The organism is Mycobacteroides sp. LB1, assembly GCF_013449725.1.
GTDB lineage: Bacteria > Actinomycetota > Actinomycetes > Mycobacteriales > Mycobacteriaceae > Mycobacterium.
The window spans coordinates 91,351-109,047 of sequence record NZ_JACCFF010000001.1; the positions used below are offsets into that span (position 1 = coordinate 91,351).

A 17,697-nucleotide genomic window follows, 5' to 3' on the forward strand; every position below is an offset into this window, starting at 1 on the left:
TCATGCTATCGGTCCACACCAGCGCCTTCCCAGCCTGATGGCGGTCGCTGCACTCAGGCCGACCGCATCCGGAAGGTGTTCCGATACGCCAGCGGGGGGACACCAGTGAGCCGGCGGAACTGCTCCCGGAAATTCGCAGGTGAACCGAACCCCACCTCGCGCCCGATCCACTCCACCGGATCCGCGGAACTTTCCAACATCTGCTGGGCGTGACGGACCCGCACCCCTGTCAGCCATTGCATGGGCGTCTGGCCCGTTTCAGCGCGAAACCGCCGGTTGAGGCTACGCACGCTGGTGGACGCCCGCGCCGCGAGGTCCTCCAGGGACAGCTCGCGATGGGCGTTGTGCTCGATCCACGCCAGAATCTCGCCAAGACCTGCCTCGGCACGCTGACGGTTTCTGATGACGTACTGCGCCTGACCGCCGTCGCGGTGCAGCGGCGCCACTGCTACTCGCGCCGCCGCGGAGGCGACCGCCGTGCCGTGATCGCACGCGACGATGTGCAGGCACAGATCGATACCGGCCGAGGCACCGGCGGAGGTGAGCACCTGCCCCTCGTCGACGTACAGCACGTCGGCATCCAGGCGTACCGCCGGGTACATCTCCCGGAACAGGTCCGCGGCCATCCAGTGGGTGGTGGCCCGCTTGCCGTCCAGGATCCCGGCCTCGGCGAGGGTGAACGCCCCCGCGCAAATGGAAACGATCCGCACGCCGCGCGCGTATGCGGCCTGCAATGCCTCGATGACACCATCGGGGACGGGTGCGGTCACGTCGTTGCGGGCCGGGACCACGATCGTGTCCGCCTCCGAAAGGGCCTCAAGCCCAAGGTCTGTCGCAATGCCGAACGGCCCGGCAGAGACGACCGGTTCGGTGCCGCACACCCGCACGCGGTAGGGCCGGCTGCCGTCGGCCAGGTGCACGCGCCGGAACACCTCAACCGCGGTGGCGAGATCGAATCCGATGGTTTCGGGAAGGGCAAGAACGACGACGGAGTGAGGCTTGTCCGAACGACCCGACAGCACGGAGTGAGGCTTGTCCGAACGACCCGACAGCACGGAGTGAGGCTTGTCCGAACGACCCGACGACACGGTGTGCATGCGGCCAGCGTAAACCTCGATTGGCAATATCTCGTCGGCTGCTGACTATCTGGCCACTTCTGCTCGGGTGACCTCTCATCGACCATGGCAGTCATGCAGATAGCGATTCTGGCGTACCCGGGGATGACGACACTCGATGCGATCGGTCCGTTTGAAGTGCTCAGGGGGTTACCCGATGCCGAGTTTCGATTCGTCTGGCATGAGCCGGGCCCGATAGTGACCGACAGCGGGGTGCTGGTGCTCGGGGCGACGCATTCATTCGAGGAAACGCAGACACCCGACATCGTCCTGGTTGGGGGTTCGATACCGGCCACCATGACCACGGCCGCGGATGAGGGCGTGCTGAACTGGCTCCGGAACGTGCACCGGACCACGCAGTGGACGGCGTCGGTATGCAGCGGGTCGCTCATCCTTGGTGCGGCCGGGATTCTGCAGGGTAAGGACGCCACCTGTCACTGGGCCGGGCAACGGATGCTCACCACCTTCGGCGCGAATCCCCGCCGGGACAAACGAATCGTGCGAGACGGCAAGGTGATCACCGCCGCCGGCGTCTCGGCAGGACTCGACCTCGGATTATGGCTCGTCGGCGAGATCGCCGGGCGATCGCGCGCCGAGGCCACACAACTCTGCATCGAGTACGACCCGCAGCCTCCGTTCGACACCGGCCATTTCAGCAAGGCCTCCACACGCAACAAGGCCGACGCGGTTCGAATGATGAAGGAGATGATCTCGACGCGCGAGGTCGGTTCGGAGTTTGTGGCGGGTTCAAAAGTGTTGTGGACAAATGTTATCGATCGCGTGCGGGGACGACGATCAGCCGCCAAGTCCTAGCGGGCTCTTCAGCCACGGCGTCTCGATCCCGACCAGTGCAGCAACCCAGCCGACCGCGCCCAGCACCCATAGCGTGGCCACGACCACGGCTGCGGTGAAGAGCACCCCGATCCCCCGCACCCAGTGCGGCTGGGTGGAGAACCAGGCCATGAATCTGTCATACCGGGCCCTGACGGCGTGCAGAACCTTGCCTGCCCAGGAGAATTCGGTAGCAAGGATCGCCAGACCGAGGAACACGATCGCCCAGCCGGGTCCCGGATACGGGATGGTGATGATGCCCACAACGAGTACGGCCAGGCCCACGACGGCGACCACCATGCGATACGCGATGTCCAGCGCGGGCCGATCCCGCACCCGGTCGCGCCAACGAGCCCACCTGCGGGTGGCCCGACGCCAGGCGTTTTCGGTCACGGCTGCCCGGGGTTGAGCTTCACGAAGAGCGCATCGGCCTCGGCGAGCACATCCTCGCCGTCGAGCAGCCTGCTCTTCAAGAACACCTTGCGCCCCTCCACCCGATCCAGGGTGCAGTCATATTGCAACTCCTTCTCGATGGGCGTGACCTTGCGGTAGTTGATGTTGAGGTAGGCGGTGCGCAGCTTGCGCAGATCGGTAAGCAGCATCGTGCCGGTCCCGATAATGGTGTCGAACAGCAGCCCCAGGCATCCGCCATGCACCGCGCCGTTGCGCCCCAGATGGTACCGCCCGAAAGTGGCTGTGCCCGTGAGGACTCCGTTGTCAAAACTGTCGACCGTCATCGGGACCAACAGGATGTTTCCGCGCAGCGGAAGATCTGTGCGCCGACCCGATGGCGCGTCCCATTCGGAAACCTCGTGTGGGGCAAGCAGATCATTCATGGCCTCGATCTGATCGGCCAGCCCGGTGATCACCTCGTCAGGAGGCAGGACCGCGCGAGCGCGGTCCTGCAGGGTCCGCAGCGCATCGATGAAGCGGCCGTAGTCAGGGCCGCCCTTGAGGGTGGGATCGGGCGGATTGAACCCGCCACCCTCGTGCGCTGTTACTGCTTCCTCGGTGGTCATGCTCCCCTACGTTATTGGGGTGGATATTGCGCAGCTGAGCCAGCTCCCGTTCACCTACCCCGAGATCGGCGCGACGGCCGGTGAACTGCCCGCCGGATATCACCATCTGCACGAGTCGCAGCAGATCGGGACGGGTAGGGCGCGGTTCGAGGAGGCCACCGCGAGCCTGATGCGGTTCGGCATCCAACGCGGAATTGGACTTCCCGTGCAGACCTCCGCCCCGGACGTCGCCGAAGGTGTGAACGTGGCGACGCACCTGTGGCCGTTCTGGGCGTTGTGCCGTGTTGTGTGCGTGATCGACGAGCCGAACCGGCGCGGTTTCGCGTACGGCACCTTGCAGGGACACCCGGAGACCGGCGAGGAAGCTTTTACGGTGCGCTTTGATCCATCCAATGACATTGTGTCCGTGGAGATCACGGCTTTCTCGAAGCCATCGTTCTGGTGGATTCGGGTAGGCAATCTCGTAGCCAGGCAGCTGCAGCGTTTGGTAACCAGGCGGTACCTGCGCGCGTTGTGAGTCGAGCGCCATCGATCGCCCCGACCAGAACCCTCCCCCGGTAGGCTACGGGTTAGCTGTTCATCTCCTTCAGCTACTTACGGCATGTCCGTTCACTAGGCGTGTCCGCTGGGAGTTCAGCCATTCAGATACCCTTTCTCGCAATGCAGCAAATATTCCTTGAGTTGAAATCGTTATGATATGTAGCCTGTTGTTCAGGTTTCATTCATGCATTGTTAGGAGCTCTGAACCTCATGGTTTCGCTGCCCACTCGCATCGCGCTGTTCGCCGGGGCCCTGGGCGCCTCGGCCGCGATGTTCCTCGCCCCGGTCGCGGCCGCGGAGCCGTCATCCCCGGTGTGTTCAGCCGGCGAGACGCCGTACAACCACAGCTGCCGGACGGCCTGCGCCGGCGGCGCGCCGCGTGTCGGCGGGGCCTGCACACAGCCCGGCACCAACTTGTACGACCGCGGTTTCCACGAGCCAACTCACGAGGGCGCGAACCCACGCACTCCCCTGGGCACCAACCCGCAGGTGCCGTTCGGAACGAACACCACGACCGTTCTGCAGTAAGCCCATTACGACACGGTGCCCGGCTGACGATGCCTGTCAGCCGGGCACCGTCGTTTCGGGCGTCCTTCCAATCCGGGAATGAAACCGACCGCAACGGGGTAGACATCGCACATGGAACTCAATGAGGCCGCACGCACACTCATCGGGGCGGGCACAGATGCCACGCTCGTCACCATCAACGACGACGGCAGCCCGCAGGTGTCCGTCGTCTGGTTCGCATTGCAGTCCACCGCCGATGGCGACGAACTGGTGTCCGCCCATCTATCCGGCGGATACAAGAAGTTGCGCAACATCCGGCGGGATCCACATGTCGCCGTGACCATCCTCGCGCCCAGCCAGCCGGGTCAGCAGCGCGAGTATCTGGCCGTCACGGGCCCCGCGCGGGTCGTCGAGGGCGGGGCACCCGAGCTGCTCAAACAGCTGGCCACCGCAATGCTGGGCTCCGATGAGCACTTCCCGCCGCCGAACGCCCCCGCCGGATTCCTTACCCGCATCCGCATTGACTCCATCGGCGGCAACGGCCCCTGGGTGTCGTGACACGGGTCGCCGTCAGTCTCGGATGACGCCCTTGTTGCGCATCAGAAAATCGGCAAGGAAGCCGTCGTGTGGGATGTCGGGTGCCGCGTACGAGGTGAGGTGCCCGCCGCTGTAGACGTTGGACACCGTCGGGTCACTGAGCAGATCGTCGATGAGGTCTTCGTCGCCGGTGATCGCATTGATGACGAGCGAATGCCGCAGCGGGGCTACGCCATCGGCACGGGACCACGGTGAGATCCACACGCACGGAAACGCCAACTCGGTATTGAGTTGGTCGCCGTCGGGCCGCTCCAGCAGATGCAGTGCGGGTCGCAGCGCCGCGGAGCCGTCGCCGAGGTCCGCGACCACCTGATCGGCGCCCAACAGTGGCGTGGCGCCCCGGGCCTTGACCGCGAGGTAGTCCGCGAGGCGCCGCGCCGCGCCGAGGGGCTTGGTGGGCAGGATGGCACGTTCGTCGGTGATCGGAAGCGGTGCAATCGTCGCAAGCCTGGCCGCAACCGCCTCCGACAACGGGCGTGGGTCCCCCTCATAGAGAACGGCCGTGGCGTTGGTGCATGCCATCCCGCCCTGACCGCTGATCGACTCGACGATGACATCGAGATAGTCACGCCAGTCCTGTTCGGCGGTAATCAGGATCTTGGTGCGGCCGGGCCCGTTCGCCATTACCGTCGGGTCGCCGGCGTACTTGTCGACGATGTCTTGCCCGCCGTAGACGATGGCGAGGTCGGCCGCGGTGATGATCTCGGCCGCACCTGCGTGGCCGGTGGGCAGATACACCGCGTCCTCGGGTCGAAATCCTGCCTGACGCAACGCATTGACCAGCCGGTGACCGGTGAAGGGCTCACGCCGCGACGGACGTATCGCGACCCGGTAGCCAAGCGCCAGTGCCTGCGCCCACGAGCCGTGAACACCCGGGCTGTTTCCCGATGCGTGCACCGCCAACACCTCGCCGCGACGTGTCCACACCGCGCTCCCCCGTCGGGTGCGCTCATCGCGCCAATCGCGGGCGGCGCCCACCGGCTGGGCGGGTGTCACCGCATCGACCGCACATCGGACGGACTCGGCGACTCCGCGGGCGCTGGACCGCGCCACCGCCATCGGCAGACCCGATGTCCGGCTGACCATCTCGACGTATTGCTCGAAGCCCAAACCGCCGATCATCGCGGTGCCGAAGACCTCGGCGGCGCCGGCCAGCGCGATGGCGCGCTGCGCGGTCGACAGTGGTCTCGCGTTGTGCTGAGCCCGGATGCTGCGGTGCACATACAGCGGGGGCACGATGCTCAGCTCAGCGACCGGCGTCCCGGCCATATCGTTGATGACTTCACGGGTGCGGGTGCGGTATTCGCCGTTGGGGCCGAGCGCGTCGAGGACAATCACGATCAGTAGACGCCCTCGATGACGGCCTCGCCTTCGAAGATAGCGACGGGCACCACCTCGCTGACGGAATCACCGATCTGGCCCCCGGGTCCGCGCATTCGGATCGCACTATCGCGTTCGAGGTTGTTGGGAATGAACATGCCCTTGCTGATGTGGTTCATCACCACCTGACCGCGCTCGCCGTACGGCACGCGCTCGCCCGTGTCGGGATCGATCACCCAGAAGACCACGTAGGGCGTTCTGGGGTCGAACACCAAGGCGTCACCCTCGACCCGAGTCTTGGCCTGGGACAAGATCATCGTGCTGCCGAACGCCATCGCGATCTCGGTCGTCGGGAAGATCTCCCGAAGCAGATCCAGGGTGTCCAGATCCACGTGGGCGCCGCTGAGCAGGATGTAGCGGATCTTCTGGTTGACCAGGTCCACCATGGCGTCATCGCGGGCGATGGCACCCAACAGCGGCGGACTGATGTGCAGGTTGGCCACGTTCTGGGTCTGCAGGACGAATCTGGCTTGTTCCAGGACGTGCTCGACATACGCCGACACCTCGGCGGTGGCGCCCCGTGCGGCGATCTTCTTGACCCACCGCGGATCCAGGTCCACCGGGTAGAACACCGAGCTCAGCCGCTCGCTGACGGCGCGGGAGAAGTAGCCGACCCCGTGCGGGCCGCTGGGCATGAGGAACAGCAGACCCTCTCCGGCCACGAACCCGCCGGCGGTGAAGTCCTCGATCTGCCATTGGGTGACCTGCTCGACCCAGTCGGGCAGCTGTGCCGTGCGTTTGGGTGCGCCGGTGGTGCCGCCCGACTCGAAGATCTTGGGCACAGGCGCCGGCGAACCGTAGCCGCGCGGAATGAGGTCTTCGACGGGGGCGTGCCGTAGCTCGTTGACAAGGTTCGGGAACAGCCGGAGATCGTCGAAACCGTTGATGTCGATCAACGGATCGAAGTCCAGGGTCCGCGCGGTACGCAGCCAGAACGGTGAGCCGGTGCTCTCACGGAAATGCCAGGCGATGGCGGCACGGAGATACGCCTCGGGATCGCCCACCGGCGTGGTTCGTGGCACATCCAACAGTGAGAAGTCGATCTCAGCCATGCCGCCATCCTGGCGCAGTGATCAGGATCGCGGAGGTGATGAAAATGAACTCTTGGTGGTCCCGGCTGGGTTCGAACCAGCGACCCCTCGCGTGTGAGGCGAGTGCTCTTCCGCTGAGCTACGAGACCGCGCGTTGATCGGAGATGGCTGATCAATCGAGGTGAAAGGCTAGCACGAGGTACCGGAAAGACCGCAGCCCAGCAGCTTACGAGCCGTGCGCTCAAGGGATTTGTGATTAAACCTCTCGTTCGACTACTGTTTCACTTCGCACCGGGTGACGATCTCATCCGTTGCGCGCGGATGTAGCGCAGTTGGTAGCGCACAACCTTGCCAAGGTTGGGGTCGCGGGTTCGAATCCCGTCATCCGCTCGAAGGTGGACTGGCATCCCTTGCGGTGGAGTGGCCGAGTGGTGAGGCAACGGCCTGCAAAGCCGTGCACACGGGTTCGATTCCCGTCTCCACCTCCATTTAGACAGGCGCGATTAGCTCAGCGGGAGAGCGCTTCCCTGACACGGAAGAGGTCACTGGTTCAATCCCAGTATCGCGCACCAGCAGGATCACGGGTCAAAGGCAATTCTTAAGCCTCTGGCCAGGCATCATCGCCCCACGGATCGTCCGATCGATGTCGCGATCAGCGACCGCGGCTATGGCACCCCGAAGGCATTCAGTGCTGCAGTCGACGACTGCCATAGGCTTCGTTTACCGATAAGGGCAGCTCCTCCTGACTGGCCGGACGCGGTCCAGCCGAAAGCAGTCTGCGGCGAGGCGCTTCTTAGTCGACCAGGAGGCCTCGGTCGGACAGCTCGGTGAGTGTGGAGTCTGGTAGTTGGAGCTGACGGGCGTGTGCGCGAGATATCGAGGCCGGGATCGCGTGCGTGAAGCTGAAGATGCTGTGCGGATCGTGGCGGTGCTTGATCTGAACCAATCTGGCATAACTGTCGCGGTATAGCCGGTGCGGCCGCGATTCGGTGTCTGTGTTGGTCCAGTTGAGATAAGCACCACTGGCGTACGGCTGTACCAGATCGTAAAGGCCGCTGACCCATGAGATACAGGCATCGTCGTCGCGTAAGTCGCTCCAGTCCGATCGGATGAGCATCAGCTGCTGCATGTGGCCGTGGGAGAACGATTGGGTTCCCCGGTCAGCGGCGGCTGTAAGTTCTCCGCCACCGGGAAGACACCAAACAAACGAGTTACCTGGCGCTTTGGTATGCCAATCACGAAGTATTCCCATGAGGTTCCGGTCGAGTGGTTGGTCAAAGAACGGCGATGCGGTCGCGGCCCGTGTGTCGACGTCGAAGGACTCACCGCCAATCTTCTGTAGAAGAGCCGCCATGGCGGCAACGAATGTGGTTGGCGTTGTTTGCTTTTCGCTCGGCGACGGCACCGCCTTGAGTAGGGGATCTAACAAGTCTTCGAGTTGTTCAGAGGTGCCCGGAAAGATGCCGGCTACATCGATGCGATTGGCTGTCGTTGTCGGCCACATCACCAGCAGCGGCGTCAGGCGACTATCGGCGGCCGGAGCCCACTGCTGCCACGCCTCATAAACGTGCTCGAACTGACTCCACGGCCACGACAACCGATACCAGACAGCCGCAGATAGGGGCGTCGTCCGCAACGTGAAGGCGGTGATGATGCCGAAATTGCCTCCACCGGCACCAAGACAGGCCCAATACAAGTCCGGGTGACTATCCGGCGTCACATTGTGGATCTGTCCTTGCGCATCGACCAGATCGAAGCAGAGCACGTTGTGCGCCAGCGCCCCCAGCCAACGAGTCAGGCCGCCCAGTCCCCCGCCGGTGATCAACCCTCCCATACCAACCGAGTGACCAACCCCGCCCGGTACCACCCGGTCGATCTCACCTAGCACCTCATAGACATCGTGCAGATGCGCGCCGGCCCCCACTCTGGCCTGCGCACGATCAGCGCTGACGTCAACAGTATTCAGATCTCCGAGGTCAATGATGATCCCGTCGTCGACCCCTGAGAAGCCGTCTACTGAGTGCCCACCCGAGCGGATTCGAAACGGTACCCCCCGCTCTTGCGCATCCAGCAGAGCCACAGCCACCTCGTCAGCGTCGGCCGGAAACACGATCTCCAGAGGATTCGCGTGAAATCGCCGATTCCATCCGCCAGATAACGCCTGGAACTCACGGTCAGATCGAGTAACACGCCGTAGCGCACGAGCTGCTCGCATCGGACCCCCTCACCGGGGCTGAAACCATATGGATAACAACGAGTATGACAGGCCGTCAGCCCACACACGACAAAACCCAACAACTTCGTCTTGTGACGCGTCCCGTTCGGTCTGCCGCTCCCAACTACCGGTGGATCGGTCCGTCGGTGTCGCTCAGCGCGCGCCCGGAGCCTCCTGAAGTCTCGGCAATGATCTGTGCCGCAATGGATATCGCGGTCTCCTCGGGCGTCCGGGCGTTCAGGTCCAGGCCGAGCGGGCTGCGCAGCCGCCGCAGTTGGGCGTCGGTCACGCCTTGCTCTCGCAGCCGCGCCACCCGGTCCAGATGCGTCCGCCGCGAGCCCAGCGCACCAACAAACGCGAGCGGCACCACGGCGAGAGACGCCGCCAGCATCGGCACATCGAATTTCGGGTCATGAGTCAACACACACACGACGGTGCGCCCGTCGATACGCTCTGCTTCCGCCTCAGCGCGCAGGTACCGGTGCGGCCAATCGACCACCACCTCGTCCGCATGCGGGAACTGCGCCGGCGTCGCGAACACCTCACGGGCATCCACCACCGTCACCCGGTAACCGAGCTGACTTCCGGTGCGGCTCAACGCCCGCACGAATGCATTGGCCCCCGCCAGAATCATCCGGGGCGGCGCAGCGAACGCCTGTACGAACACCCGCGGCAGGGCGGATTGATCGGGCTCGCAGCGATCGGCCCCCGCCACCGCACTGCGCCCCGACCGCACCAGCGCGGCGATATCGCCATCGATCTGCGGCCACGGCCCCGGCTCGCCCGGCTGCAGCAGTGCCCAATCGGAGACACCCGACAGGGTGGTCACCAATGCCACCGGTTCCCCCGCCTCAACCAAGGCGCGCAGCTGGCGTAACAACGGCAGCCTCTTGGCGCCAACGTATTCGGTGACGATCTCGATCTCGCCCCCGCAGGTGAGTCCCGGTGCGATTCCGTCGTCGATGCCGAACCGCTCGCCCACACATACCCCGGTCTCCAGGACCTCGCGCGCGGTCTCGATGACCGCTGCCTCCACGCACCCGCCGGACAGTGACCCGATTACCCGCCCATCGGCCGTCACGACCATCGCCGCACCGGGCTCACGCGGGGCAGCACCACTGACCTCCACCACGCGTGCGAGCGCGACGGCGCCACCGCCCTCAAGCCGCCTCACCAGATCACCGAGTATGTCTTTCACGAAGGCTCCCCTCCCCCGGATTCTTTGACGGCCCACCACACGCGCGCCGCGTTCATCGGCAAGCGGTGCATCCGCACGCCGACGGCATCTCTGATGGCGTTGGCCAGCGCGGGTGCCACCGGGTTGTACGGGGACTCGCTCATGGACTTGGCACCGAACGGCCCGAGCGTGTCGTAGGTGTCCGCGAAATAGACCTCGGTATCGGGCAGGTCCACCAGCTGCGGAATGTGGTAGTTGCGCAGGGTCGCCGTGCTGACGACGCCGTCCTGCACCAGGATCTCTTCGTAGAGCGCTGAGCCGATGGCCTGTGCGACACCGCCTTCCACCTGCCCGCGGCACTGCTGCGGATTGATGACCACCCCAGCATCGACGGATTGCACCGATTGCAGGATGCGCACGGTGCCGGTATCCGGGTGCACACCGACCCGGAATGCCTGCACATTGAAGGCGACCGACCGCGGTGTGCCCTCGTGGCGCCCCATCGCCGACAGTGGCTGTGGTGCCAAGCGTGCGATATCGGCAAGCTCCAGCAGCTCCGTGCCGATCTGCACCCCGTGCGGGCCCAGCACGCACAGGGAATCCGGTGCCACCAGCTTGGCCGCGGCGAATCGGACGATCTTCTCCCGCAGCCGCTCTGCTGCCTGCTGCACGGCCAATCCGGCGACGGTGGTGCCGGCCGAGCCGAATGCCCCGGTGTCGTGCCCCACCTCGTCGGTGTCGGCCTGGTGGACGTCGATCTGGCCCGGCGTACAGCCCAACACGGCCGCCGCGAGCTGGGCGTGCACCGTGGTGGTGCCGTTGCCGAATTCGGCCGAACCCACAGCGATCCGGTAGCGGCCCCGCTCGTCCAGCTCGGCGCGCGCATCGGCCACGTGCCCACGCGGCGGAACGGTCGCGATCATCGCGATGGCCATGCCCTCGCCCATCTTCCAGCCAGCAGGTAGCGCCGAACCGTCACGTGCCGGGTCGGTCGCCCCCTGGGTCAACGCATTCTGGGCGAGGTCAAGGCACTGGTCCAGCCCGTAGCTACCGAATTCGAGGTCGTCCTCTTCGACCTCCCAGCTGACAAAAAGATCACCCGGGACAATGACGTTGCGGCGGCGGAACTCGAACGGGTCGATACCGAGCTCGCGTGCCAGCTCGTCGAGGGCCGATTCGATACCGAACAGCACCTGCCCCAGCCCGTAGCCGCGGAACGCACCGGACGGGATGTTATTGGTGTATACCGCCTGTGCATCGACTCTCTTATTGGCACAACGGTATTGGGCCATCGACTCGTTGCATCCGTGAAACATGACACCGACACTGTGATTGCCGTAGGCCCCTGCATCGGAGAGCACGTCAACCGCGAGAGCGGTCAGAACCCCGTCAGGGTCGGCCGCCGCGGTGACATTCACCCGCATAGGATGCCGGCACGGTGCGATGGTGAATTGATCGGTGCGGCTGAACTCGTAGACGGCGGGTGCCCCGGTCGCGCGGACCGCCATCAGTACCAGGTCCTCGGTGAGCATCTCCTGTTTGGCGCCGAACCCGCCACCGACCCTCGGCGCGAACACCCGGACCTGTTCGCGCGCAAGGCCGAAGATATGGCAGAGCTCATCGCGCACCAAGAACGGGACCTGGCTGCTGGTGCGCAGGACATAGCGCCCGCGCTCGTCCTGCCAGCCCACCGAACCATGTGTCTCTAGGTGGACATGCTGCACGCGGGCGGTCTGCCAGCTGCCGCTGACCACCGCACCGGATTCCCCGGCCCGCGCCACGGCCTCAGCGACACTCCCGACCTCACCGTGCACCTCAGCGACGAGATTGCGCGCGGGATCGGCGATCCTGGCGCCGATCCCCTTGTCGCCATGCACAAGGTGCGTTCCCGACCGCTGCGCCAGTTCGGGGTCGAATACCGCTGGCAGCAACTCATATTCGACGTCGATAGAATCCAGTGCCCGCTGCGCATCAGTAGGCGAGTCGGCCACCACCGCCGCAACCCGTTGCCCCGTGAACCGCAGGATGCGATCGAAAACCAGGGTGTCATCGGGGTCGTCGGCACGCTCGTGATGTCGAGCGGTGGAGAACGGCACCCCTGGGTCATCGCGGTAGTACAGCACCGCACGCACCCCCGGCAGGGCGCGGGCCTTTTCAGTATCAATCCGGGTGATGCGGGCCGACGGGTGCGGGCTTCCCAGTACCGCAATATGTCCCACACCAGCGGGCAACTGGTCCATGGTGTACGGCTCGGTGCCGGTAACGACCCGTGCGGCGGCGGGAGCACTGACGGAGTCCTGCGGCGCAGCAGCACCGCGGATGGCCTCTCTGATGGGCCGGTAGCCGGTGCAGCGGCAGAGATTGCCCTTCAACGCGTCCCCCAGGTCGTCCAGCTGACCCTCGGTGAGAGTTGCCGCCGTCAACACCATTCCGGCAGTACAGAATCCGCATTGAAACCCGGCATGGCTGATGAAACAGCGCTGCATGGAATGCAGGTCGTGCTCGTCACCCATGCCGCGGACGGTGCGGATCTCGGCATCGGTGACGCGGTGGGCCGGCACAATGCACGAATGCTGGGAGGCTCCGTCCACCAGCACCGTGCACGCGCCGCAATCCCCGGCGTCACAACCCTTCTTGACCTCGGTGTGCCCGTGCTCACGCAGGAAGGTGCGCAGGCACTGCCCGGGCCGCGGGCTGGCGTCGATGATCTGGCCGTTGACTTTCACGGGCGTCCTCCCGTCAGCTCCTCCGCGACCTCCCGCGCCAGCTGCGCGGTCACCGCGCGGCGCCAGTCGGCAGTGCCGTGCGCATCGGTGTGGAACTCCTGGCCTGGAATGGCCGCCGCAGCCTGGAACACACGTTCTGGTTTGGCGGGGAGCCTCAGCACAATCGGCCTGCGTGTCCCGGCGGAGACCCCGAGCACGATGTCGTGTCCGTCGAGGCGACCGGTGACCAGGGCGCCGGAGCGGCCCAGCGCGGAGTAGGCGATCTTGCGCAGTGCGGTCGGCTGTACAAGCGCGGCGGCGGGAAAAAATATGGCGCGCAGCACATCACCGGAATCAAGCACTGTCTTGTTGATACCGGTCACGAATTCCGTTACGGTGCAACGCTCGTCGGATCCGTCGCGGCGCCAGATCAGCAGTTCGGCATCTAGAGCCGCGCACAGGGAGATCATCGCCCCCGCGGGCAGGCCCAGGCAGATATTGCCGCCGACCGTCGCGGCACGCCAGATCTTGAATGAGGCCAACAGCGCACGCGCACACTGCCCGAAAAGGTCGGTGGCACGCCAGTCAGGCGGATACGAAGCGTTAATGAGCCGTTCGATACTGCAGGTCGCAGCCACCTGCAAGCCGGCCGAATCGACCACGAGATCCGGCCACCGCATTCCGGCGAGGTCCACTAAGCGCCGCAACCCGGGCTGCGGCTGGCTCATCAGCCAGGTACCACCGGCCAGCAGGCCGTCCTGCTCCCCGAGGCCACGCAGGTCAGAACGGTCCTGGGGAACCATCACCGAGTCGATGGTGTGCAGATCCATCAGCGCACCCTGCTCATCAATCCATGATGCGCCGCCTGCACAGCGGCCGCGATCCGGTCGGTGTCGACCGTCAACATCTCCCCGTCACTGACGACCCGTCTGCCGCCCACCCACGAACATTTGACGGGCGGCACCTCACCCAGCACCAGAGCGGCCACCGGGTCCTCGATCCCGCTGTGCCCCAGCGTGCTCATGTTCCACAGCACCAGGTCCGCGCACTTACCAAACTCTATCGAGCCAATCTCACCGTCCCGGCCCAGCAGTCGTGCTCCCCCCAACGTCGCCAGCTCGAGTGCGGTGCGGGTGCTCAATGCCATGGGACCGCCGGTCGCACGGGCCAGCAGCAACGCCTGGTGCGCCTCCTCCAGCAGCCGCCCCGACTCATTGGAGGCCGCACCATCCACCCCCAGACCCACCGGCACCCCGGCCGCAACCAGCTCGCGGGTCCGCGCGATACCGGCGCCCAGGCGCCCGTTGGAGGTCGGGCAGTGCGCGATACCGGTGCCCGTCGACGCCAGCCGAGCGATGGCCGCATCATCGAAGTGAATACCGTGCGCGAACCACACGTCGGCTCCAAGCCAGCCCAGCTCTTCCATGTATTCGAGGGGGCTGCAACCAAAGTGCGCAGCACAGTAATCGGTTTCGTCCACGGTCTCGGCCAGGTGCGTGTGTAGCCGCACACCGTGCTCACGGGCCAGCAGCGCCGACTGGCGCAGCAGCTCCGCGGTCACCGAGAAGGGTGAGCACGGCGCCACACCGATGCGCAACATAGACCCGGGCGCGGGGTCATGCCAGCGTGCGATGGCCGCGACGGTGGCTTCCAGCGCGGTGTCAATCGACTCCACCAGGCTGTCGGGAGGCAGCCCGCCTGCCGACTGCCCGAGGTCCATCGAGCCCCGAGTCGGGTCGAACCGCAGCCCCACCTCCCGCGCCGCCTCGATCTCTGCCTCCAGCAGATCCCCTGCCCGCGAGGGGAATACGTAGTGGTGATCGGTAGTCGTGGTGCATCCCGACAGGGCCAGCCAGCTCAGCGCGCCCTGCGCCGCCACGTGCACGCTGTCGGCGTCGATACCCTCCCACACCGGGTACAGGGCGGTGAGCCACTCAAAGAGAGTGTGATCGGCAGCCAGCCCGCGGGTGATCCACTGGTACAGATGATGGTGGGTGTTGACCAGGCCCGGCGTGAGCAGGCAGCCACGGCCGTCCACACGTTCGACATCGGGCAGTGTCCGCCATGGGTTCTGTTCCCCGGCGAGTAGCACCGCAGCGATCCTGCTGCCGTCGATGACTACGGTCGCACTGTCGATCTCCCGGCGCTCAAGATCGACGGTCGCCGCGAATACGTTCTCGATCAATGTGATTGGGCTCATTGCAGGGCCTCGCCGCCGCACCTAGTGCTGCGGCGGTGACATGCGGTGTGCACTATGGTGCGATGCACCCGATTGCCGCTGCCGTCTACCGCGGGCACATCTTCCACATCACGGGCTCCCCTGACGTGGCGGATGCGGTCGCGCATCTGCAGTCGGTCCCCGATGGCGCGCTGGCGGTCGGGGCCGACGGAGTGATCGCGTACTGCGGCCCCTATACGCAACTGCCCCAGACATATACCGGGTGGCCCGTACGCGACCACCGCTCCGGTTTCCTGCTGCCCGGTTTCGTGGACACGCATATGCACTTCCCGCAGACGTATTGCACCGATTCGTATGGCGGCGGCCAGCTGCTGGAATGGCTCGAACACTGCATCTTCCCGGCCGAGGCGCGATTGGCCGACCCCGCACTGGCGCAGCGCGCGGCCGCCGCGTTCTGTCGACGCCGCATCGCCGCCGGCACCACCGCAGCGATGGTGATGGGTTCGGCGTTCCCGGAGGCCCAGGACGCGTTGTTTGCGGCCACCCGAGCCGCGGGCCTGCGGATAGTCAGCGGGCGCGGCGTGCAGACCGTGGGCCCGCAGAGTGCCGCACCGCTGCTCACCTCGACAGAACGCGCAATCGAACTGTGCGCCAGAGAAATCGAGAGCTGGCACGGCCACTGGCTCACCGATGTCGCGTTGGTGCCGAGGTTCTCGCTGTCGGTGAACACCGACACCCTTGCGGCACTCGGTGAGCTCTACGACGGGGTGCGCGCCGACGGCGTCTACTTCCATTCCCACCTCAACGAGAACGCCCGCCCGGGTACCGGAGAGGTCGATGCCACCCTGGCCGCCTACGGCGTCAGGAACTATCTGGATACCTATGACGGTCATTTCCTGCCCGGCTCCCGCCGGGGCGGCTCAACCTTGTTGGGGCGCAGGAGCATCCTGGCGCACGCCGTCCACTGCCAGGACAAGGAGCTGGCCCGGATGGCCGAGACGGGCAGCTCCATCGCGCACTGCCCCACCTCCCAGTTGTTTCTGGGCTCCGGCACCATGCCGTGGCGCCGGACCATCGCCAGCGGGGTCAACGTCGCGCTCGGCTCCGATGTGGGTGGCGGTGACGAATGGTTGTTGGCCCGCGTGCTGAACGACTGCTTCAAGGTCCACATGTCCGAACCAGACCCGGCCGCGGTATCGCTGCACCCGGCCGAGCTGCTGTTCACCGCCACCCTCGCCGGGGCTCGGGCACTGGACCGGGAGGGCACGTTCGGCAACCTGGACGCAGGCAAGGACGCCGACTTCCTGGTGATCGACCCGGCGCGGTGGGAGCCCTTGGCCGACAACCTCTCCCATGCCATCCGGTCCGATGATGAACACTTGGCCACCGAGCAGACACTGTTCGGCCTGCTGATGGGGCTGCGCGAACCGGCCATCAGTTCCGTGCTGGTACGTGGACGGGATATCACCGGGTACCTCGACGGCAACCGCTAGCCCAGCCAGGCCAGGTGGGGGGTCCAGGCCTGCCCGGCATCGGGAGCATCGTCACGGGCGACGGTGGCCTGGATCAGTCCGTACGGGCGGTCATCGGCATGGAATACCTCATTGGGATTGTCCAACCCGAACGGTGACAGGTCGTAGAGGAAGTGGTGCTTGTTGGGCGCCGAGAGCCGGATCTCGGCGATCGTCGGGTAGGCCTGCAGGATCGCCTTGCCGATCTCGTACAGCGTCTGCTGCAGTGCCAGCGAGTGCACGGTGGCGAACCGTTCCAGAATGATCGCCTTTACCCCGAGATAGGTCTGATCCCAGTCGATCTCAGTCCCGACGAAACGCCACTTGGCGACCAGTGAGGTGGCCATCACCCGGTCGGTGGTCGGCTGCAGCACCGTGTACTTGTCCTTCAGGAAATCGCGGAACTCCGATCCCGTCGACTTCAGCACGATGAGGTCCTTCAGGCCGCCGATCACCCAGGTCCGCTGCTGCGCTCCCACACCGTCGACGGTGATCTCCGCGGTGCGCACCTCCTGGCCCTTGCGGACCCAGCTGTGGTCGTGCTCGCGCCCGTCGATAACGACCCTCTCCCAGGCATATTCGTCGATCTCGATGCGCGCACCGGTTACCGGCTCGTACTCGTCCACGAAGTGGTACGCCAGGTCCAGGCCGTACTGTTCGATGGTGGTGATGCCCTTCTCCTTGGCATACGCGTAGATGGTCTGCTTCTGGCTGTCGGTCGGCAGCACCTTGCGCTGGTCGCCATCGGTGTAGGCAGCGGCAAAATCCCCGCGCAGTGCGCTGCCGACGTTCAGATCCTTGATCTCGTGGCGGGGGGTGTCGCGGTAGATCCGGACCACCCGGTTCTCGGCCTTGCCGTACTGGTTGCCTCCGAGGACGATTCCCATTGA

General features: G+C 65.5%; 16 protein-coding genes and 4 tRNA genes. 8 read left to right on the plus strand and 12 right to left on the minus strand.

The window, feature by feature from the left end; translation table 11 throughout:
- Nucleotides 1–53: 53 nt before the first annotated feature.
- Nucleotides 54–1,097: a helix-turn-helix domain-containing protein gene (locus MLB1_RS00475; RefSeq protein ID WP_219602504.1), complete on the minus strand. Its 1,044-nt coding sequence runs from the start codon at nucleotides 1,095–1,097 to the stop codon at nucleotides 54–56.
- Between the two features lie 93 nt (nucleotides 1,098–1,190).
- Between MLB1_RS00475 and MLB1_RS00480 the strand changes: the two genes are divergently transcribed.
- On the plus strand, nucleotides 1,191–1,928 hold the full coding sequence (locus MLB1_RS00480; RefSeq protein WP_180747808.1) for a DJ-1/PfpI family protein: 738 nt from the start codon (nucleotides 1,191–1,193) through the stop codon (nucleotides 1,926–1,928).
- Here the strand turns inward: MLB1_RS00480 and MLB1_RS00485 are convergent.
- Both MLB1_RS00485 and MLB1_RS00490 read right to left on the minus strand, forming a co-directional pair.
- The gene (locus MLB1_RS00485) at nucleotides 1,911–2,339 is read right to left on the minus strand and encodes a TIGR02611 family protein (RefSeq protein ID WP_180747809.1); all 429 of its coding nucleotides are present in this window, start codon (nucleotides 2,337–2,339) and stop codon (nucleotides 1,911–1,913) included. The two genes, MLB1_RS00480 and MLB1_RS00485, sit on opposite strands and share 18 nt — an antisense overlap.
- A complete protein-coding gene (locus MLB1_RS00490) occupies nucleotides 2,336–2,965 on the minus strand; it encodes a PaaI family thioesterase (RefSeq protein WP_180747810.1) in 630 nt (209 codons plus the stop codon). Before MLB1_RS00490 ends, MLB1_RS00485 begins: the two co-directional genes overlap by 4 nt.
- Before the next feature lie 19 nt (nucleotides 2,966–2,984).
- On the opposite strand from MLB1_RS00490, the gene MLB1_RS00495 reads away from it, so the two are divergent.
- From MLB1_RS00495 to MLB1_RS00505, 3 genes are all read left to right on the plus strand, one after another.
- On the plus strand, nucleotides 2,985–3,482 hold the full coding sequence (locus tag MLB1_RS00495) for a DUF1990 domain-containing protein (protein WP_180747811.1): 498 nt from the start codon (nucleotides 2,985–2,987) through the stop codon (nucleotides 3,480–3,482).
- Between the two features lie 233 nt (nucleotides 3,483–3,715).
- Nucleotides 3,716–4,033 carry a hypothetical protein gene (locus tag MLB1_RS00500; protein ID WP_180747812.1) on the plus strand — a complete coding sequence of 106 codons (318 nt, stop codon included), beginning with the start codon at nucleotides 3,716–3,718 and terminating at the stop codon, nucleotides 4,031–4,033.
- A 111-nt stretch (nucleotides 4,034–4,144) separates the two neighbouring features.
- Entirely contained in the window at nucleotides 4,145–4,570 is a 426-nt protein-coding gene (locus MLB1_RS00505; RefSeq protein ID WP_180747813.1) for a PPOX class F420-dependent oxidoreductase, read from the plus strand.
- Nucleotides 4,571–4,582: 12 nt separating this feature from the next.
- On the opposite strand, the gene MLB1_RS00510 is transcribed toward MLB1_RS00505, so the two are convergent.
- From MLB1_RS00510 to MLB1_RS00520, 3 genes are all read right to left on the minus strand, one after another.
- Entirely contained in the window at nucleotides 4,583–5,947 is a 1,365-nt protein-coding gene (locus tag MLB1_RS00510; RefSeq protein WP_180747814.1) for an aldehyde dehydrogenase family protein, read from the minus strand.
- A gap of 2 nt (nucleotides 5,948–5,949) precedes the next feature.
- Nucleotides 5,950–7,041: a phenazine antibiotic biosynthesis protein gene (locus MLB1_RS00515; RefSeq protein ID WP_180747815.1), complete on the minus strand. Its 1,092-nt coding sequence runs from the start codon at nucleotides 7,039–7,041 to the stop codon at nucleotides 5,950–5,952.
- A gap of 53 nt (nucleotides 7,042–7,094) precedes the next feature.
- A tRNA-Val gene (locus MLB1_RS00520) sits at nucleotides 7,095–7,169 on the minus strand.
- Nucleotides 7,170–7,337: 168 nt separating this feature from the next.
- Here MLB1_RS00520 and MLB1_RS00525 point away from each other — a divergent pair.
- The 3 genes from MLB1_RS00525 (at nucleotide 7,338) to MLB1_RS00535 (ending at nucleotide 7,592) form a co-directional block, all read left to right on the plus strand.
- A tRNA-Gly gene (locus MLB1_RS00525) sits at nucleotides 7,338–7,410 on the plus strand.
- Nucleotides 7,411–7,434: 24 nt separating this feature from the next.
- A tRNA-Cys gene (locus tag MLB1_RS00530) sits at nucleotides 7,435–7,508 on the plus strand.
- A gap of 9 nt (nucleotides 7,509–7,517) precedes the next feature.
- Nucleotides 7,518–7,592: transfer RNA gene (locus MLB1_RS00535), tRNA-Val, on the plus strand.
- Between the two features lie 221 nt (nucleotides 7,593–7,813).
- On the opposite strand, the gene MLB1_RS00540 is transcribed toward MLB1_RS00535, so the two are convergent.
- The 5 genes from MLB1_RS00540 to MLB1_RS00560 form a co-directional block, all read right to left on the minus strand.
- A complete protein-coding gene (locus tag MLB1_RS00540) occupies nucleotides 7,814–9,235 on the minus strand; it encodes an FAD-binding oxidoreductase (protein WP_180747816.1) in 1,422 nt (473 codons plus the stop codon).
- 124 nt (nucleotides 9,236–9,359) lie between these two features.
- Nucleotides 9,360–10,433 carry an XdhC/CoxI family protein gene (locus MLB1_RS00545; RefSeq protein WP_180747817.1) on the minus strand — a complete coding sequence of 358 codons (1,074 nt, stop codon included), beginning with the start codon at nucleotides 10,431–10,433 and terminating at the stop codon, nucleotides 9,360–9,362.
- The gene (locus MLB1_RS00550) at nucleotides 10,430–13,138 is read right to left on the minus strand and encodes a molybdopterin cofactor-binding domain-containing protein (protein WP_180747818.1); all 2,709 of its coding nucleotides are present in this window, start codon (nucleotides 13,136–13,138) and stop codon (nucleotides 10,430–10,432) included. Before MLB1_RS00550 ends, MLB1_RS00545 begins: the two co-directional genes overlap by 4 nt.
- Nucleotides 13,135–13,947: an FAD binding domain-containing protein gene (locus MLB1_RS00555; RefSeq protein ID WP_180747819.1), complete on the minus strand. Its 813-nt coding sequence runs from the start codon at nucleotides 13,945–13,947 to the stop codon at nucleotides 13,135–13,137. The genes MLB1_RS00550 and MLB1_RS00555 overlap by 4 nt, the downstream gene beginning before the upstream one ends.
- The gene (locus MLB1_RS00560) at nucleotides 13,947–15,317 is read right to left on the minus strand and encodes an 8-oxoguanine deaminase (protein ID WP_180747820.1); all 1,371 of its coding nucleotides are present in this window, start codon (nucleotides 15,315–15,317) and stop codon (nucleotides 13,947–13,949) included. Before MLB1_RS00560 ends, MLB1_RS00555 begins: the two co-directional genes overlap by 1 nt.
- Before the next feature lie 62 nt (nucleotides 15,318–15,379).
- On the opposite strand from MLB1_RS00560, the gene MLB1_RS00565 reads away from it, so the two are divergent.
- Nucleotides 15,380–16,789: an amidohydrolase family protein gene (locus MLB1_RS00565; protein WP_180747821.1), complete on the plus strand. Its 1,410-nt coding sequence runs from the start codon at nucleotides 15,380–15,382 to the stop codon at nucleotides 16,787–16,789.
- On the opposite strand, the gene pucL is transcribed toward MLB1_RS00565, so the two are convergent.
- A complete protein-coding gene (pucL, locus tag MLB1_RS00570; protein ID WP_180747822.1) occupies nucleotides 16,786–17,694 on the minus strand; it encodes a factor-independent urate hydroxylase in 909 nt (302 codons plus the stop codon). The two genes, MLB1_RS00565 and pucL, sit on opposite strands and share 4 nt — an antisense overlap.
- Nucleotides 17,695–17,697: the final 3 nt, after the last annotated feature.

What these genes read in the sequence shown, in the direction of transcription:
- MLB1_RS00475 (WP_219602504.1), bottom strand. Translation starts at nt 1,097, where the DNA reads ATGCACACCGTGTCGTCGGGTCGTTCGGACAAGCCTCACTCCGTGCTG.
- MLB1_RS00480 (WP_180747808.1), top strand. Translation starts at nt 1,191, where the DNA reads ATGCAGATAGCGATTCTGGCGTACCCGGGGATGACGACACTCGATGCG.
- MLB1_RS00490 (WP_180747810.1), bottom strand. Translation starts at nt 2,965, where the DNA reads ATGACCACCGAGGAAGCAGTAACAGCGCACGAGGGTGGCGGGTTCAAT.
- MLB1_RS00500 (WP_180747812.1), top strand. Translation starts at nt 3,716, where the DNA reads ATGGTTTCGCTGCCCACTCGCATCGCGCTGTTCGCCGGGGCCCTGGGC.
- MLB1_RS00505 (WP_180747813.1), top strand. Translation starts at nt 4,145, where the DNA reads ATGGAACTCAATGAGGCCGCACGCACACTCATCGGGGCGGGCACAGAT.
- MLB1_RS00515 (WP_180747815.1), bottom strand. Translation starts at nt 7,041, where the DNA reads ATGGCTGAGATCGACTTCTCACTGTTGGATGTGCCACGAACCACGCCG.
- MLB1_RS00540 (WP_180747816.1), bottom strand. Translation starts at nt 9,235, where the DNA reads ATGCGAGCAGCTCGTGCGCTACGGCGTGTTACTCGATCTGACCGTGAG.
- MLB1_RS00555 (WP_180747819.1), bottom strand. Translation starts at nt 13,947, where the DNA reads ATGGATCTGCACACCATCGACTCGGTGATGGTTCCCCAGGACCGTTCT.
- MLB1_RS00560 (WP_180747820.1), bottom strand. Translation starts at nt 15,317, where the DNA reads ATGAGCCCAATCACATTGATCGAGAACGTATTCGCGGCGACCGTCGAT.
- MLB1_RS00565 (WP_180747821.1), top strand. Translation starts at nt 15,380, where the DNA reads ATGCACCCGATTGCCGCTGCCGTCTACCGCGGGCACATCTTCCACATC.
- pucL (WP_180747822.1), bottom strand. Translation starts at nt 17,694, where the DNA reads ATGGGAATCGTCCTCGGAGGCAACCAGTACGGCAAGGCCGAGAACCGG.